This window comes from Pseudomonas sp. TE36184, from assembly GCF_054060055.1.
Genome location: NZ_JBSSCU010000001.1, coordinates 3,006,925 through 3,022,971 on the forward strand (window position 1 = coordinate 3,006,925; position 16,047 = coordinate 3,022,971).

Sequence of the window (16,047 nt, forward strand, 5' to 3'; positions counted from 1 at the left end):
CTTTAACCCCACGCCGAGCATCTTGCGGTATCGTGCGCGCCTGCCGCTGCTGACCCATCCAGCAGCGGGTTTTATTCGAGCCTGCGCACCCATGAAATCTTTCGCCATCGCATCCGCCTTGCTTGCCCTGGCCTTGAGCCTCAGCGGCTGCATCAGCGCGCCCATCGCGCTGACGCCACAGACCGAACAACGCCTGCAGGCCCAGGCGCCGATCCGTTTTCTGCTGACGTTCGATGACGGTCCCAGCGCCTCGGGGTACAACAACCCGACCCGCTCGGTGATGGCCGACCTGGCAAACAACCCGGTATTGCCGGGCATCAAGGCGGTGTTCTTTCTGCAGACCGAAGCCTCGCGCTCCGGCGGCAGTTCACGGGGCCGCAAGACCATGGAACGTGAGTTCGCGGCCGGGCATGTGCTGGCGTTCCACACGGCCACGGCCTTTCATACCAACCATCGCTGGTTGAGCGACGCTGAGCTTGAACGCACCCTCAGCCAGGGCGCTGCGGATATCGCCGCGATCACCGGCGTGTCGCCGACGCTGGTGCGCCCGCCCTTCTGGAACTACGACCGGCGCACCTTCGCCGCCTACCAGCGCCACGGCATGAAGGTGTTGTTGACCGACCTGAGCGCCAACGACGGCAAGATCTGGGGCTTCAACGCCAGCCCGCGCCGCCGCGAGAACCTGATCCGCCAGCTGTCGGTGGTGCGCGAACGCATCGCCTTGGGGGAATTGCCGACAGTCGACGGCGTGATACCGGTGGTGGTGACCTTCCACGACATCAACCGCTACACCGCGCGGCATCTGCAAGAGTACCTGCAGATCCTGATGGACAGCGCCCGGATCGACGGCCTGAAGACCGCCGCCGAGCCGTTCTACACCGATCACGCAGCACTGGAGCGGGCGGCATTGGCGCGTACCGTGAAACAAGCAAGTGAAGAAGTGCATCTGCCCGGGGTGTGGAATTGGGTGTGGGACGCCGATTCCAAGTGATGTGCGTTATCGGGCAGTGCGTTGTCTTTTTTCATACATGCTGTAATGAAGTAGTTATCGTCATGCGGGAACCCCTCCAACTTTTTCACCACTGATCGGCGGTAAATCACCGACGCTCACAAGAAAGAGTATTGACGATGCAAACCTCTTCCGTTGCGCCTAAAGCGCCCGAACCTAATGCCCTCCCCGGCGGATCGCCAGCTCCAGGCGCCACTGCACTCGTAAACAGCCCTCCCCCCCAGACCAGCAAGATTGTCAGTGACAAAAATGTCGATATCACACTGACAACCACGTCGTATCAGGGGGAAAGCGGGAAAAAAAATGTGACGATTCTAAAAATCGATACTGCCGATGGCGCGGACGACATTCACATCAGCAAAGGCGAACGCGGCCAACTCAATGCCGTGATAAATGGCAAAAGTTATTTACTGCCCGCTGCTAACAGCGATGCGACAGCGATAGCCATCAGGGCGAACAAAGGTGACGACACCGTTCGCATTGATCCTGATGTGATGGCTTACACCCTAATCCATGGAGGTGAAGGTAACGATCATATACAGACCGGAGGTGGTAAAAGCCAAGTTTACGGCGGCGCGGGTAATGACATCATCCAACTGGGCAGCGCAAGCAGTTACGCCAGCGGTGACGACGGCGATGACACCATGATGGGCGGCACAGGCAATAACACCATGTACGGCGGGAACGGCAACGACCGCATGTATGCGGGTTACGGTCCTGACAGCAAAACCAGCTACATGGACGGAGGAAACGATGACGACCTGATGCACGGCGGAAGCGGCCACAACATCATGCACGGCGGCAAAGGCGATGATCAGATAAACGCTTATGGCCGAAGCCATATCTACACGGGTAGAGGTCAAGACAGCGTCTATTCCAACTCAAGCGACGACGTTGTGTACGGTAAACGCAGCGATCACCTGGGATTGCCATTCGGATTCAAGTTTATCGAGACCGTGCCATTGCCCGAAAATGCAGGGCGCAAGGCGATTGATATCGAAGGTTCCCCGGCATTCAAGCAACGGGTTGAGGATGACCTGGAGTTTTACCGAGGCTCTCCCAACAGCCAGAACATGTTGAATGAACTGGACGCCGCCGCAGAGCGCAGCGGAGTCAAAGTCACGATAATGCAAGATATCACTGATACTCACATCGTCGTGCCGCCGGAGGGCGTTCCCCTGGAAGAATGGCAGGACCCTACGATCATCCGCGATGGGGTCCGTGGCGCGGGCACGACAGAATCGTTTGTGACCTATAACCCGGTCATCCCCAGAGAAGCCTCGGACGAGTCGCGTGTGTTTCTGCCGACCACCACGACCCTGTACCACGAACTGGGTCACGCTTATAACGCAGCCACAGGCAGCACATTTCTCGGCAATACGGAAATTATCCGCCCGGACGGCACACGCACCCAGGAGCCCAATGATGAACGCCAGGTCGTCGGCCTGGAAACTGCCAGTCCGCCCTTCGACTTTGACAACGACCCCGCAACCGCGCCAACCACGTCAAATCCTTACCCACTGACCGAAAACGCGTTACGAGAAGAAATGGGCCTGCCCCTGAGAAAAAGCTACGGCTCCCTGTGAGTCGACCTGACCGCTCAGCCCCGTGACGGTCAGCGACCGCTCCTCGACAACCTGTTGCCTCTCGCCAGGAGTGCAGTGCCGAGTCGCACTAAGCGCGCGACTCGACCCCCAATTCATCCCACACCGATTCGGCCAGATGAAACGTCGCATTCGCCGCCGGAATCCCGCAGTAGATCGCGCTTTGCATCAGCACTTCCTTGATCTCGGCACGGGTCACGCCATTGCTGGCGGCGGCGCGCAGGTGCAGTTTGAGTTCTTCGCCGCGGTTCATGCCGATCAGCATGGCGATGGTGATCAAACTGCGGGTGTGCCTGGGCAGGCCGGGGCGGGTCCAGATATCGCCCCAGGCGTGGCGGGTGATCATGTCCTGGAATTCGCTGTTGAACTCGGTCAAGGCATTCAGGCTGCGGTCGACATGCGCGTCGCCCAGCACTTCGCGGCGCACTTGCAGGCCGTCGGCGTAACGTTGTTTCTCGTCCACAAAAGACTCCTCAGCGGGCCAGCAGAAATTGAATGACCCGGTCGCTGAACGCGGCACCGGCTTGCACGTTGGACAGGTGGGCGGCGTAGAACTCGGCGTACTCGGCCCCCTGTACCTGACGCTGGATAAAGTGGCTGCCGGCGGGCGGGGTGACAGCGTCTTCAGTGCCGGCGATCACCAGGGTCGGCACGTGGATCGCCGACAGTTGCTCGCTAAAGTCTGCATCGCGCACCGCTGCGCAATTGGCGGCGTAGCCCTGGGGCGAGGTGGCCGCGAGCATGTCGGTAATGCGCTTGGCCTGCTGCGGGTTGGCCGCCGCGAAATCGGCGGTGAACCAGCGCGCAATCGACGCGTCGCGCAGCGCCACCATCGCGGCCGCACCGTCGCGCAGGACCATCTCGATACGCGGGTTCCACACGTCTGATGTACCGATCTTGGCCGCAGTGTTGCACACCACCAGGCGCTGCAAACGATCCCCCGCGTGAATCCCCAGCCATTGGCCGATCAGCCCGCCCATGGACAGCCCGCAGAAATGCGCGCGCGGGATGTCCAGCGCGTCCAGCAGCGCAATCACGTCGCGGCCGAGTTGTTCGATGCTGTAGGGGCCTTCGGTCACCAGGGATTGGCCGTGGCCACGGGTATCGAAGCGCAGCACGCGAAAGTGCTCGGCAAAGGCCGGGACCTGGGTGTCCCACATATTCAGGTCGGTGCCCAGCGAATTGGACAGCACCAACACCGGTGCATCGATGGGGCCATCCAGTTGGTAATGCAGTTCGCCCTCGGCGAGTTGTACAAAAGCCACAGCAATCTCCTCAGGCAGTCAGTGCAAAGTGTTCGGTTACAGCGCGGCTGACCCAGGTTTGGGCCTGGCCCAGGTAGTGCGCCGGGTCGAGCAGGCGGTCCAGGTCTGTCGCCGACAACTCGGCGGTAATGAGCGGCTCATCGGCGAGGACGGCGCGCAGATGGCGTTGTTCGGCCACCGCGCGTTTGCAGCATTGCTCCAGCAGGTGGTGCGCGGTGTCGCGGCCCAGGCGCTGCGCGAGCACGATGCTGACGGCTTCGGCCAACACCAGGCCCTGGGTCAGGTCGAGGTTGCGCGCCATGCGCTCGGGGTCGACTTCCAGCCCTGCGCTCACCAGCAGCGCCTGTTGCAATGCGCCAGAGACCAAGCGGCAAATCTCCGGCAGGGTTTCCCATTCGGCATGCCACAGGCCCAGGCTGCGTTCGTGTTCCTGGGGCATGGCGCTGAACAGCGTCGCCACCAGGCCAGGCACGCGGGTCGCAGCGCTGATCAGCACGGCGGCGCCCACCGGGTTGCGTTTGTGCGGCATGGTCGACGAGCCGCCTTTGCCGGGCGCCGCCGGCTCGAATACTTCCGCCGCCTCGGTCTGCATCAGCAGGCTGATATCGCGGCCCAGCTTGCCAAGGCTGCCGGCGATCAGACCCAACACGCTGGCGAACTCCACCAGGCGATCACGCTGGGTATGCCAGGGTTGCTCGGGCAAGGTCAGTTGCAACTGCGCCGCCAACGCTTGGGCAACGGGCATTGCCTGTTCGCCAAGCGCAGCCAACGTGCCGGAGGCGCCGCCGAATTGCAGCACCAGCAAGCGCGGTTTCAGCTCGATCAAGCGCTGGCGGCTGCGGGTCACCGCGCCCAGCCAACCGGCGATTTTCATGCCCAGGGTGACCGGCGTGGCATGCTGCAACCACGTCCGCCCGGCCAACGGTACAGCCGCATACCGCTGGGCCTGGGCTGCCAGAATATCGCCGAGGCGAGCCAGGTCGGCTTCGATCAACGCCAGCGCGCGCCGCAGTTGCAGGACCAGGCCAGTGTCCATCACATCCTGGCTGGTCGCGCCCAAATGCACATAGCGTTCGGCACTCGGGTCTTCACCGGCCACCCACTTGCCCAGCGCCTTCACCAGCGGAATCGCCGAATTGCCCGCCGAGGCAATCGCCACACCGAGGGCGTCGACGTCATACAGCGACGCCAGGCACGCCTGGGCAATCGGCGCGACGGCCGCCTGCGGGATCAACCCGACCTGGGCCTCGGCCCGTGCCAGTGCGGCTTCGAAATCCAGCATGCCCTGCAGGCGCCCCTGGTCGCAGAACACCTCGGCCATGCTCTCAGCGCTGAAGTAAGCGTCGAACAGTTGGTTGCTCGTGCGCAGCGTCATAACGCCTCCTTTATAAATCGTGATGCAGGTACGCCGCCTGTTTCGGCAGGCGCAGGCTGAACAGGAAAGCCACCGCCATCATGCCGGTGACGTACCAATAAAAGGTGTTCTCCATGCCCAAGGATTTCAAACCCAAGGCCACGTATTCCGCCGAGCCGCCGAAGATTGCGTTGGCCACCGCATAAGCCAGGCCCACACCCAGGGCGCGCACCTGGGGCGGGAACATTTCCGCTTTCACCAGGCCGCTGATGGAGGTGTAGAAACTGACAATGGCCAACGCCAGCGTGATCAGCACAAACGCCAGGAACGGACTGCTGACGGTTTTCAGGCTGAGCAGGATCGGCACCGTAAACAAGGTACCCAGCGCGCCGAACCACAGCATCGAATTACGGCGACCGATCTTGTCGGCCAGCATGCCGAACAGCGGCTGCATGCACATATAAAGGAACAGCGCGCCGGTCATGATGTAGCTGGCGGTCTTGGCGTGCATCCCGGCGGTGTTCACCAGGTACTTCTGCATGTAGGTGGTGAACGTGTAGAAAATCAGCGAGCCACCGGCGGTATAGCCGAGCACGGTGATAAAGGCCGCTTTATGGTCACGGAACAGCGCGGCGATGCTGCCGGCGTCCTTGTCTTCGCGCATTTCCTTGCTGGTGGTTTCTTTCAGGCTGCGACGCAGCAGCAGGGAGATCACCGCCGCGATGGCGCCGATCACGAACGGAATCCGCCAGCCCCAGGCGCGCAGTTCGTCTTCGCTGAGGATCTGTTGCAGGACCACCACCACCGACACCGCCAGCAGTTGCCCGCCGATCAGGGTCACGTACTGGAAGGAGGCGAAGAACCCACGCTGGCCCTTGAGCGCGACTTCACTCATGTAGGTCGCGGTGGTGCCGTATTCGCCGCCCACCGACAAGCCCTGGAACAGCCGCGCCACCAGCAGTAACGCCGGGGCCCAGGCGCCGATGTCTTTGTAGGTGGGCAGGAAGGCGATGACCAGGGAACCGGCGCACATCATCAGCACCGAGATCATCATCGAGTTTTTGCGCCCGTGCTTATCGGCCACCCGGCCAAACAGCCAGCCGCCGATGGGCCGCATCAAGAACCCGGCGGCGAACACGCCGGCGGTGTTGAGCAGTTGCACCGTGGGGTCGTCCGAGGGGAAAAACGCCGGGGCGAAGTAAATGGCGCAGAAGGCGTAGACGTAGAAGTCGAACCATTCGACGAGGTTGCCGGAGGATGCCCCGACAATCGCAAAAATCCGTTTGCTGCGCTCTTCTCCGGTGTAGTGACTGGTTGTTGTTGTCATTTTTTTTCACTCAGTGGGAATGGTTATAGCCTAGACACACTTTGCAACAGCCATGTTCCGCTTGTAGACATTTACATAGGTGTTGCCTGAAATGGCCTCATCGGGGGCAAGCCCCCTCCCACCTTTGATGTGTGAATACATTCAAGTGTGGGAGGGGGCTTGCCCCCGATAGGTTCTCAAGCCAACTCAGTAATCAAAGAACACCGTTTCCTTATCTGTCCCCTGCAACACCACATTCCACTGATGCACACCGTCCGCATCCGGCTTGGCAATCAAGGTACTGCGCCGCTCTGTGGGCACGCGCGCGAGCAACGGGTCATCCGCATTCAGCGCCTCACCGTCAAAATAAATCCGCGTGAGCAAGTGTTTCACCAGGCCACGGGCAAATACCAGCACCACCAGGTGCGGCGCCTGGGTCGTGCCCGCCAGCCCCGGCACGCTGCCCGGCTTGACGGTGGTAAAGCGGAAGCGCCCTTCAGCATCCACCGGCACCCGGCCGAAGCCTTCGAAGTTCGGGTCCAGCGCTTTGTCCTGGTCGTCCTCCGGGTGGTCGTACTTGCCGGCGGCATTGGCCTGCCAGACTTCCAGCATGGCATCGTTGACGACATCACCGTTGCCATCCACCACTTGCCCGCTGATCGCCACGCGTTCGCCGAGGGTCGCGGCGTTGGCCAGGGCTTCGCGGTTCAGCCAGGTCAGGCCGATGTGGTAATACGGCCCGACGGTGTGGGACGTGGTCGCGTAAAGGCTCATCTCATTTCTCCATCGGCGTGGCGTCGCGGCCGCGCAGGACGATGTCCCAGCGGTAGCCGAGGGCATAGGAAGGAATGGTTTTTTCCAGGTCGAACGTGGCGATCAGGCGTTGCTTGGCCGAGGTGTCCGGTACGCAGTTGTAGATCGGGTCGTACTCGAGCAGCGGGTCGCCGGGGAAATACATCTGCGTGACCAGGCGCGTCAGCACGCTCGGGCCGAACAGCGAAAAATGGATATGCGCCGGGCGCCACGCATTGTGGTGGTTGCCCCACGGGTAGGCGCCGGGCTTGATGGTCTGGAACTGGTACCAGCCCTCGGCGTCGGTGACGGTACGCCCGGTGCCGGTGAAGTTCGGGTCGAGCGGCGCGTCGTGCAGATCGCGCGCGTGGTTGTAGCGGCCGGCCGCGTTGGCCTGCCAGATCTCCACGAGGATGCCCGGCACCGGCAGACCGTTTTCATCGAGCACGCGCCCGTGAACGATGATGCGCTCGCCCTGCGGCTCGCCGTCGTGCTGCGCAGTCAGGTCGTTGTCCTTCTCGTTGATGCGCTCGGCGCCGATGGTCGGCCCGGTGATTTCCGACAGGGAATGGGGCAGGAACACCAACGGCTGAGACGGCGAACGCAGGTTCGTCGACTGGTAGGCCGGGTGCAGGTAATCAGGTTGAGTACCCGCTTGCGGGCGCCGGTAACCGGGCTTGTCACTCATGGAGCGGTCCTCTCTTATTAGATGCGTTCAATCGCCAGCGCCAGGCCCTGGCCCACTCCAACACACATGGTCGCCAGACCTTTGCGGCCGCCGGTTTTTTCAAGTTGATGCAGGGCCGTCAGCACCAGTCGCGCACCGCTCATGCCCAGGGGATGGCCGAGGGCGATGGCGCCGCCGTTCGGGTTGACCTGGGGCGCATCGTCGGCGATGCCCAATTCACGCAACACCGCCAGGCCCTGGCTGGCGAAGGCTTCGTTGAGTTCGATCACATCGAAATCGGTGACGGCCAGGCCCAGGCGTTCCACCAGCTTGCGAACCGCCGGCACCGGGCCGATACCCATCACCCGTGGCGCGACACCGGCGCTGGCCATGCCCAACACTCGGGCACGGGCGGTCAGGCCATGTTTTTTCACGGCCTCGGCAGACGCAAGAATCAGCGCCGCCGCCCCGTCGTTCACACCCGACGCATTGCCGGCGGTGACGGTCTTGTCCGGGCCGTTGACCGGTTTGAGCCGGGCCAGGGTTTCCAGGGTGGTGTCGGCCCGTGGATGCTCATCGTGTTCCACCACGGTTTCGCCTTTTTTATGGGCGACCCGCACCGGCACGATTTCTTCGGCGAAGAACCCGGCGGCCTGGGCGGCGGCGGTGCGTTGCTGGCTGCGCAGGGCGAAGGCGTCCTGGTCAGCGCGGGACACATGGTAGTCGTCGGCGACGTTATCGGCGGTCTGCGGCATCGCATCCACGCCATACTGAGCCTTCATCAGCGGGTTGATGAAGCGCCAGCCGATGGTGGTGTCTTCAAGCTTCATGTTGCGCGAAAACGCCGTGTCAGCCTTGCCCATCACGAACGGCGCGCGGGACATCGACTCGACGCCGCCGGCAATCGCCAATTCCATTTCACCGCTGGCAATCGCACGAAAGGCGGTGCCGATCGCGTCCATGCCCGAAGCGCACAAACGGTTGAGGGTCACGCCGGGAATGCTCGAAGGCAGGCCCGCCAACAACAGCGCCATACGCGCGACGTTGCGGTTGTCTTCACCGGCCTGGTTGGCGCAGCCGAGGAACACTTCATCGACGGCGTGCCAATCCACGCTAGGGTTGCGTTCGATCAGCGCCTTGATCGGCAGTGCCGCCAGGTCGTCGGCGCGCACTGTGGACAGGCCACCGCCGAAACGGCCGATGGGGGTACGAATTGCATCGCAGATAAATACGTCGCGCATCAGGCTTCTCCGGGTGCTTGGCCGTGGGCGGCCGCTGTACGGGCTTCGAGATCACGCAGGGCGGTCAGCTCGACTGCCGTCGGTTCCGCGGTGGTGCTGACCTGATCGGCAAAGCGGATCGCCCAGCCGGTGGCCGCGACCACTTGCTCGCGGGTCACGCCGGGGTGCAGCGCGGTGACCACGAACTCATGGCTGCCCTCTTCCGGCTCCATGATGCACAGGTCGGTAATAATCCCGACAGGACCGGCACCGGGCAGGCCCAGGCGCTTGCGTGAATCGCCGCCTTCACCGTGGCCGACGGAGGTGATGAAGTCCAGCTTGTCGACAAACGAACGCGCCGACTGCTTGAGAATGATCAGTACGCTCTTGGCCGAACCGGCGATTTCCGGCGCGCCACCGGCACCCGGCAGGCGCACTTTGGGCTGGTGATAATCGCCGACCACGGTGGTGTTGATATTGCCGAAACGGTCGACCTGGGCCGCGCCGAGAAAACCGACGTCGATGCGCCCGCCCTGCAGCCAGTAGCGAAAGATCTCACCGGTGGGGACGACAGTGTCGGCAGTCTCCGCCAACTCGCCGTCACCAATGGACAGCGGCAATACGCTGGGCTTGGCGCCAATCGGGCCGGACTCGTAGATCAGCACCACATCCGGCGAGGACGTCAGGCGCGCCAGGTTGGCCGCCTTGGACGGCAGGCCGATGCCGACAAAACACACCGAATCATTCTTCAGGCGGCGTGCAGCGGCGACGGTCATCATTTCATTGGTCGAGTAAGCCATTACTTGGCCTCCTGCGCGGCGGCCAGCTTGGCCTGGAATTCACTGAAATCGGCAGTGCCGTGGATGTATTCGTCGATCCAGGCGGTAAACGTCCCACGGTCGCGAGCGATCGGGTCCCAGGCCTGGTAGAAACGGTTATCGCGTTGGTTATAGCCATGGGCATAGGACGGGTGCGCGCCACCAGGCACATGGCACACCGCCGTCAGCGCCCAGGTCGGCAGCACGCAGCTGTTCATCGGCGCGTTGAGGTCGTCGACGATTTCTTCGACGGTGACGATGCAACGCTTGGCGGCCAGCGCCGCTTCCTTCTGCACGCCAAGAATGCCCCAGAGCAGCACATTGCCCTTGCGGTCGGCCTTTTGCGCGTGGATCACGCTGACGTCCGGACGTACCGACGGCACCGCCGCCAGCACTTCGCCGGTGAATGGGCAGGTGACGGTCTTGATCAACGGGTTGACCTTGGGCAGATCGGAACCGGCGTAGGCGCGCAACACCGCGAACGGTAGGCCGGAAGCACCGGCGACGTAGGCATTGGCCAGGTCGGCGTGGCTGTGTTCCTCAATCTCCAGGGGTTGCGGCCAGTGTTTCTCGACCGCATCACGCAGGCGATGCAGGGAACCCACGCCAGGGTTGCCGCCCCAGGAAAAAATCAACTTGCGGGCGCAGCCGGCGCCGATCAACTGGTCGTAGATCAGGTCAGGCGTCATACGTACCAGCGTCAGGTCTTTCTTGCCCTGACGAATGATTTCATGACCCGCTGCCGTAGGGATCAGGTGGGTAAAGCCTTCCAGTGCGACAGTATCGCCGTCGTTCACAAATCGCTTCACCGCGTCACGCAGCGCAAGAATTTCAGCCATGGGTTCGGGCTCCCGGTGTGGATCGAAAAAGGCGCGAAGGTGGCGCCGAAGTGCTTGAAGATTAAGCCGGGGCAAAAAGCCAAACAATCCGATAATCGACACAGTGTTCGATTATCGAACCGATTGTTGTCTAGCTAATCTTTCTTGCACCCACAGGAAATGCGCGTGTCTTCAGGTGGCGTCGGCATGGCTGACCATGCCTTTGATCACCACGGCGGCCGTGGCCAATGCGGCGGGGATCACCAGCGCGGTGAGCACCTGCTCGAAGTTCCAGCCCAGGCCCAGCAAGGTGGCGCCCATCCACGCGCCGAGGATCGCGCCGAAGCGGCCGATACCGAGCATCCATGACACGCCGGTGGCGCGGCCCTGGGTCGGGTAGAAGCGTGCGGCCAGGGACGGCATCGCCGATTGCGCACCGTTGACGCACATTCCGGCGATCAGCACCAAGGTCGCCAACACGGTGATATTGCCCAGGCTCTGCCCTACCGCGTAGGCAAATACCCCGGCCAGCAGGTAGAACGTGCCGATGACCTTGTGCGGGTTGAACCGGTCCATCGCCCAGCCCACCCCGACCGCACTCAACACGCCACCAAACTGGAATAGCGCACCGATGAACGCGGCCTGTTCCATGCTCGCGCCACTGTCGCGCATCAGCGTGGGCAGCCAACTGGTCAGCAGGTACACAATCACCAGGCCCATGAAGTAGGTGAGCCAGAGCAACAAGGTGCCGGCGCTGTAGGTGCCGGAGAAGATCACCGCGAATACGTTGCGCGCCTTCACGGTTTTTTGCTCGGGCACGCTGAAACCGCTGGCTTGGGCGACGATGCCGGGCTCGATGGGTGACAAGGCTTTGCGCACCTTGTCGGTGCCGCGGTTGCGCACCACCAGGTAGCGCGCCGATTCCGGCAGCCATCCCCACAACACCACCGCGAGGATCAACGGCAAAATACCGCCGATGAGCAGCAAGCTGTGCCAGCCGAATGCCGGGATCAATTTGGCCGAGATAAACCCGCCACCGGCCATGCCCAGGTTGAAACCGCAGAACATGCTGGTCACCAGCAGCGATTTATGGCGTTCGGGAGTGTATTCGGACAGCAGCGTGGTGGCATTCGGCATACCGGCGCCCAACCCCAGCCCGGTGAGGAAGCGCAACACCAGCAACTGATCGACGTTGCTGCTGTAGGCCGAGGCCAGGCTGAAGGCGCCAAACACCAGCACCGCACTCACCAATACCACTTTGCGCCCGAAACGGTCCGCCAGCGGGCCGGAACCCAGGGCGCCGAATACCATGCCGATCAGCGCGGCGCTCATCACCGGGCCGAGGCTGGCGCGGTCAATGCCCCAGTCCTGGGACAGCGCGGGCGCGATGAAGCCCATGGCGGCGGTGTCGAGGCCATCGAGAAAGACAATCAGGAAACACAGGATCACCACACGCCACTGATAGCGTGACAGTGGCTGGGCGTTGATGAAGGACTGCACGTCCAGGGTGGTAGCGACAGAAGGTTGATTCATTATTGTTATTCCACACCGATGGCGGGCCAACGACCTGGGGTCGTCATTATTATTGGGCGGCGCTCAGAGCGCTGCCGCACAGTAATAACCCAGGGGAAACAACGTCAATTGATCGAACCGGGATCTGTGCGGTCACCGAACAGCTTAGGCAAACAGTTGCGCACTCAACTCACGGCTGGCGCTGAGCATGCTCGGCAGGAAGCGCTGCTCCAGTTCGCTGCGGCTGACACGACCGGCATGGGTACTCACGTTGAGCGCCGCCAGCACCTGGCCGGACGCGTCATACACCGGCACTGCGATGGAGCGCAGGCCTTGTTCCAACTCCTGATCGACGATGCACCAGCCCTGCTGGCGCACGTGTTGCAGACACTCGAACAAGGCTTCGGGCGTGGTAAGGGTGCGGCTGGTCTTGGTTTGCAGGTCGGCGTGGTCGAGGTAGTCCTGCAGCGACGCATCGTCCAGCGCCGCCAGCAGGATGCGGCCCATGGAAGTGCAGTACGCCGGCAAACGCCCGCCTACCGAGAGGTCCACGGAAATCAGGCGCTGCGTGGTGGCCGACCGGGCGATATAGAGGATGTCGTCGCCTTCCAGGGTGGCCATGTTGCAGGCTTCGTGAAGCTGCTCGCTCATGCGGTCCAGGTACGGTTGAGCGGAGACCGCCAGTGGCGTCGAGGACAGATAGGCATGCCCGAGGGTCAGCACCTTGGGCAACAGCGAATAGGTGCGCCCGTCAGTGGTGGCGTAGCCGAGCTTGATCAAGGTGTGCAGGCAACGGCGCACGGCGGCGCGGGGGATTTCGGTACGGTGGCTGATTTGGGCGATGGTCAAGTGACGCTTGCGTTCCTGGAACGCCTGCACCACGGCCAGGCCACGGGCCAGGGAGGTCATGAAGTCCGGATCACCGGTGAATGCCTGGATGCGTTTGGCCGGTGAAGCCACGATCGGCGGCGCCGCTGACGCAAAGGAGTTGCGCAATTGATCGTTCATTTCAAGGTCCTCTTTATTATTTTCAACCGCTGGCGCTTATCGGCAACCGCGAAGGTTGCTCGCTATTGAAAGCCGCCCCAACCGGGATGCACAAGGTTGGGTCAGCAACGTTGGGCGATTATCGGACGATCATGCGATTATCGCAATTTTGCCGGCGCGATCATAAAAACCGGATCGCATGGCAGCATTGGGCTTACGCCGGCATTTATGTCGGCCACTTCCCAACCAAGACTGACGCGTGCATGTAACAAAAGCCTCACACAACGTTGACGCTTTTTAACTTTATGATGATAGTGTTATTAAAATGCGCCGCTATAATGCAACCTGTGCAGAGGTCAGCCCGATATCCATATCGGGATGGGAGCTCGCCCGGCATCGTATGTTGATTATGCTGCCGTTTATAAATACCGGTTCAAGGAAGTCACCGCTGGCAATTCGTCTAAAGTTGAAAGGTTCACCTGCTCAACTTAAAACATGCCGAGGGCAATGTTCGGGTGTAGCACTGCACGTTAATTAAACTCAACTCAAATTAGGTAACACTGTGACGAAAGATGAACTGCGCGCGGAACTTGAGCGCCAGGAGCAACGTTACAAGGACGTATACGGCGGGGAAGTCACCACCTACGCCGCTCAGCCTGAACCAGAGCGCAAGCCATGGCGCAAACGAGCGAGTCTGCTCGATCAGGCCTTTGCCCAGGAGATCCAAAAGATTGAACAGGAACTCAAAGCCGAAGAGCCATAAGCATCGAGGTTTGAGTCCAACGGGTTCTGCTGTCTCCGCCGGCTCACCGCCGGCGGAGGGCACCTCGCTCGTGGGTCAATTATTCAGCGTCCTGCTGCGACCAACGAAATTTCGTACAAATGTTTCAGAGATGACGTTTAGGTGACAAAACCCCACCTCTACGACGCCGCGCTTTGTAAATCAAAGACTTGCCGAGCCCCCGAAAACCCTGGGATGCGCGCTGCTGCCCGGCTTTTTTTCAATGAAGATTGTTACCGATGAGCAGCTAGTGCATCGATTACCGAGGTTTTCTGGCATAATCGCGCCCCCTTACGACCGGGTCAGAAAACCTTCATGATCGATTTATTCAGCGGACTGGATGCTTGGGTTCTCGTGAGCCTGCTGCTCGCCCTGGCCTTTGTCCTCGCCTTCGAGTTCATCAATGGCTTTCATGACACCGCTAACGCGGTGGCCACAGTCATCTATACCAAAGCCATGCCGCCGCATCTGGCCGTGTTCTTCTCCGGGTTGTTCAACTTCCTCGGCGTATTGCTCGGCGGTGTCGGTGTCGCCTACGCCATCGTGCATTTGTTGCCGGTGGAATTGCTGATCAATGTGAATACCGGCCATGGTCTGGCGATGGTCTTCTCGTTATTGGCCGCGGCGATCACCTGGAACCTGGGCACTTGGTACTTCGGTATTCCCGCCTCCAGCTCGCACACCCTGATCGGCTCGATCCTGGGTGTCGGCCTCGCGAATGCGCTGATCAACGACATTCCCCTGGCTGACGGGGTGAACTGGCAGAAGGCGATCGATATCGGTGCGTCCCTGGTGTTCTCGCCCATGGCCGGCTTTCTGGTCGCAGCCCTGTTGCTGATCAGCCTGAAGTGGTGGCGTCCGCTGTCCAAGATGCATAAAACTCCGGACGAGCGCCGCAAGGTCGACGAGAAGAAGCGCCCGCCGTTCTGGAACCGCTTGGTTCTGGTGATTTCCGCCATGGCCGTGAGTTTCGTCCACGGCTCCAACGATGGGCAAAAAGGTATCGGCCTGATCATGCTGGTGCTGATCGGTATCGTGCCGGCGCAGTTCGTTCTCGACCTGGGCAGCACCACTTACCAGATCGAGCGTACCCGCGACGCCACCCTGCACCTGAACCAGTTCTACCAGCGCAATCAAGTAACCCTGGGCGAATTCCTGGCTCTGGGCAAAAGCGTGAAGGACGACCTGCCGGGCAAGTTCCGCTGCAACCCACAGCAGACTGAACCGACCATCAACGCGCTGCTCGACACCTTGAAAGGTGTTTCCGACTACCATTCGTTGACGTCCGACCAGCGCATTGAGGTACGCCGCTACCTGCTGTGCCTGGACGACACCGCGAAGAAAGTCGGCAAGCTGCCAGGCCTGGACGCCCGTGAGAAATCCGACCTCGACAAGCTGCGCAAAGACCTGACGGCCACCACCGAATACGCACCGTTCTGGGTGATTATCGCGGTCGCACTCGCCCTGGGCCTGGGCACCATGGTCGGCTGGAAGCGCGTGGTACTGACCATCGGCGAGAAGATCGGCAAGCAGGGCATGACCTATGCCCAAGGCATGTCAGCGCAAATCACCACCGCCAGCATGATCGCTCTGGCCAACATCTTCAGCCTGCCGGTGTCGACAACGCACGTGCTGTCGTCCGGTGTTGCCGGCACCATGGTTGCCAACAAGAGCGGCCTGCAAGGCGGCACGGTGAAGACCATCCTGATGGCCTGGGTATTGACCCTGCCGGCGACCGTAGGCCTGTCGGCCGGGTTGTTCTGGATGGCGTCCAAGGCGCTGGGCAGCTGATAGCCCGCTGGCCATGACAAAGGTGCGATCCGCGAGGGTCGCACCTTTTTTTATGCGGTCGATCTCAAGCCGAACGCCGTTCAGAAGTGAGAGCGGTGTTGATTAAATCGCGGGCAAAAAAAA

General features: G+C 61.5%; 15 protein-coding genes. 4 read left to right on the top strand and 11 right to left on the bottom strand.

What is annotated here, in order from left to right:
• Window positions 1-91 precede the first annotated feature (91 nt).
• Both ACVWZP_RS13445 and ACVWZP_RS13450 read left to right on the top strand, forming a co-directional pair.
• Window positions 92-991 carry a polysaccharide deacetylase family protein gene (locus ACVWZP_RS13445; RefSeq protein ID WP_128191906.1) on the top strand — a complete coding sequence of 300 codons (900 nt, stop codon included), beginning with the start codon at window positions 92-94 and terminating at the stop codon, window positions 989-991.
• A gap of 137 nt (window positions 992-1,128) precedes the next feature.
• The gene (locus ACVWZP_RS13450; protein ID WP_457369851.1) at window positions 1,129-2,595 is read left to right on the top strand and encodes a M91 family zinc metallopeptidase; all 1,467 of its coding nucleotides are present in this window, start codon (window positions 1,129-1,131) and stop codon (window positions 2,593-2,595) included.
• A gap of 88 nt (window positions 2,596-2,683) precedes the next feature.
• On the opposite strand, the gene pcaC is transcribed toward ACVWZP_RS13450, so the two are convergent.
• The 11 genes from pcaC to pcaR all read right to left on the bottom strand — a co-directional run bounded on the left by pcaC (window position 2,684) and on the right by pcaR (window position 13,373).
• Window positions 2,684-3,076 carry a 4-carboxymuconolactone decarboxylase gene (gene pcaC, locus ACVWZP_RS13455; RefSeq protein WP_017844824.1) on the bottom strand — a complete coding sequence of 131 codons (393 nt, stop codon included), beginning with the start codon at window positions 3,074-3,076 and terminating at the stop codon, window positions 2,684-2,686.
• Window positions 3,077-3,086: 10 nt separating this feature from the next.
• Window positions 3,087-3,878, bottom strand: a complete 792-nt coding sequence (pcaD, locus tag ACVWZP_RS13460) for a 3-oxoadipate enol-lactonase (RefSeq protein WP_046384423.1) — start codon at window positions 3,876-3,878, stop codon at window positions 3,087-3,089.
• Between the two features lie 10 nt (window positions 3,879-3,888).
• Window positions 3,889-5,253, bottom strand: coding sequence for a 3-carboxy-cis,cis-muconate cycloisomerase (locus ACVWZP_RS13465; RefSeq protein WP_046384424.1), 1,365 nt, complete (start codon window positions 5,251-5,253; stop codon window positions 3,889-3,891).
• A gap of 10 nt (window positions 5,254-5,263) precedes the next feature.
• Window positions 5,264-6,559 (bottom strand): MFS family transporter, encoded by a 1,296-nt coding sequence (locus ACVWZP_RS13470; RefSeq protein WP_017844821.1) that lies wholly within the window; start codon window positions 6,557-6,559, stop codon window positions 5,264-5,266.
• A 186-nt stretch (window positions 6,560-6,745) separates the two neighbouring features.
• On the bottom strand, window positions 6,746-7,312 hold the full coding sequence (pcaG, locus tag ACVWZP_RS13475) for a protocatechuate 3,4-dioxygenase subunit alpha (protein ID WP_102617393.1): 567 nt from the start codon (window positions 7,310-7,312) through the stop codon (window positions 6,746-6,748).
• 1 nt (window position 7,313) lies between these two features.
• Window positions 7,314-8,018: a protocatechuate 3,4-dioxygenase subunit beta gene (pcaH, locus tag ACVWZP_RS13480; protein WP_017844819.1), complete on the bottom strand. Its 705-nt coding sequence runs from the start codon at window positions 8,016-8,018 to the stop codon at window positions 7,314-7,316.
• Window positions 8,019-8,035: 17 nt separating this feature from the next.
• Complete coding sequence (gene pcaF / locus ACVWZP_RS13485; RefSeq protein WP_169850589.1) at window positions 8,036-9,241, bottom strand: 3-oxoadipyl-CoA thiolase; 1,206 nt, start codon at window positions 9,239-9,241, stop codon at window positions 8,036-8,038.
• The gene (locus ACVWZP_RS13490; protein WP_017844817.1) at window positions 9,238-10,017 is read right to left on the bottom strand and encodes a CoA-transferase subunit beta; all 780 of its coding nucleotides are present in this window, start codon (window positions 10,015-10,017) and stop codon (window positions 9,238-9,240) included. The genes pcaF and ACVWZP_RS13490 overlap by 4 nt, the downstream gene beginning before the upstream one ends.
• A complete protein-coding gene (locus ACVWZP_RS13495; RefSeq protein WP_017844816.1) occupies window positions 10,017-10,874 on the bottom strand; it encodes a CoA transferase subunit A in 858 nt (285 codons plus the stop codon). The genes ACVWZP_RS13490 and ACVWZP_RS13495 overlap by 1 nt, the downstream gene beginning before the upstream one ends.
• A gap of 171 nt (window positions 10,875-11,045) precedes the next feature.
• Window positions 11,046-12,386: an MFS transporter gene (locus tag ACVWZP_RS13500; RefSeq protein ID WP_046384428.1), complete on the bottom strand. Its 1,341-nt coding sequence runs from the start codon at window positions 12,384-12,386 to the stop codon at window positions 11,046-11,048.
• Between the two features lie 144 nt (window positions 12,387-12,530).
• Window positions 12,531-13,373, bottom strand: coding sequence for a pca regulon transcriptional regulator PcaR (gene pcaR / locus ACVWZP_RS13505; RefSeq protein ID WP_017844814.1), 843 nt, complete (start codon window positions 13,371-13,373; stop codon window positions 12,531-12,533).
• A 541-nt stretch (window positions 13,374-13,914) separates the two neighbouring features.
• Between pcaR and ACVWZP_RS13510 the strand changes: the two genes are divergently transcribed.
• Window positions 13,915-14,115 (top strand): hypothetical protein, encoded by a 201-nt coding sequence (locus ACVWZP_RS13510; protein WP_003172389.1) that lies wholly within the window; start codon window positions 13,915-13,917, stop codon window positions 14,113-14,115.
• Window positions 14,116-14,448: 333 nt separating this feature from the next.
• On the top strand, window positions 14,449-15,924 hold the full coding sequence (locus ACVWZP_RS13515) for an inorganic phosphate transporter (protein WP_017844813.1): 1,476 nt from the start codon (window positions 14,449-14,451) through the stop codon (window positions 15,922-15,924).
• Window positions 15,925-16,047: the final 123 nt, after the last annotated feature.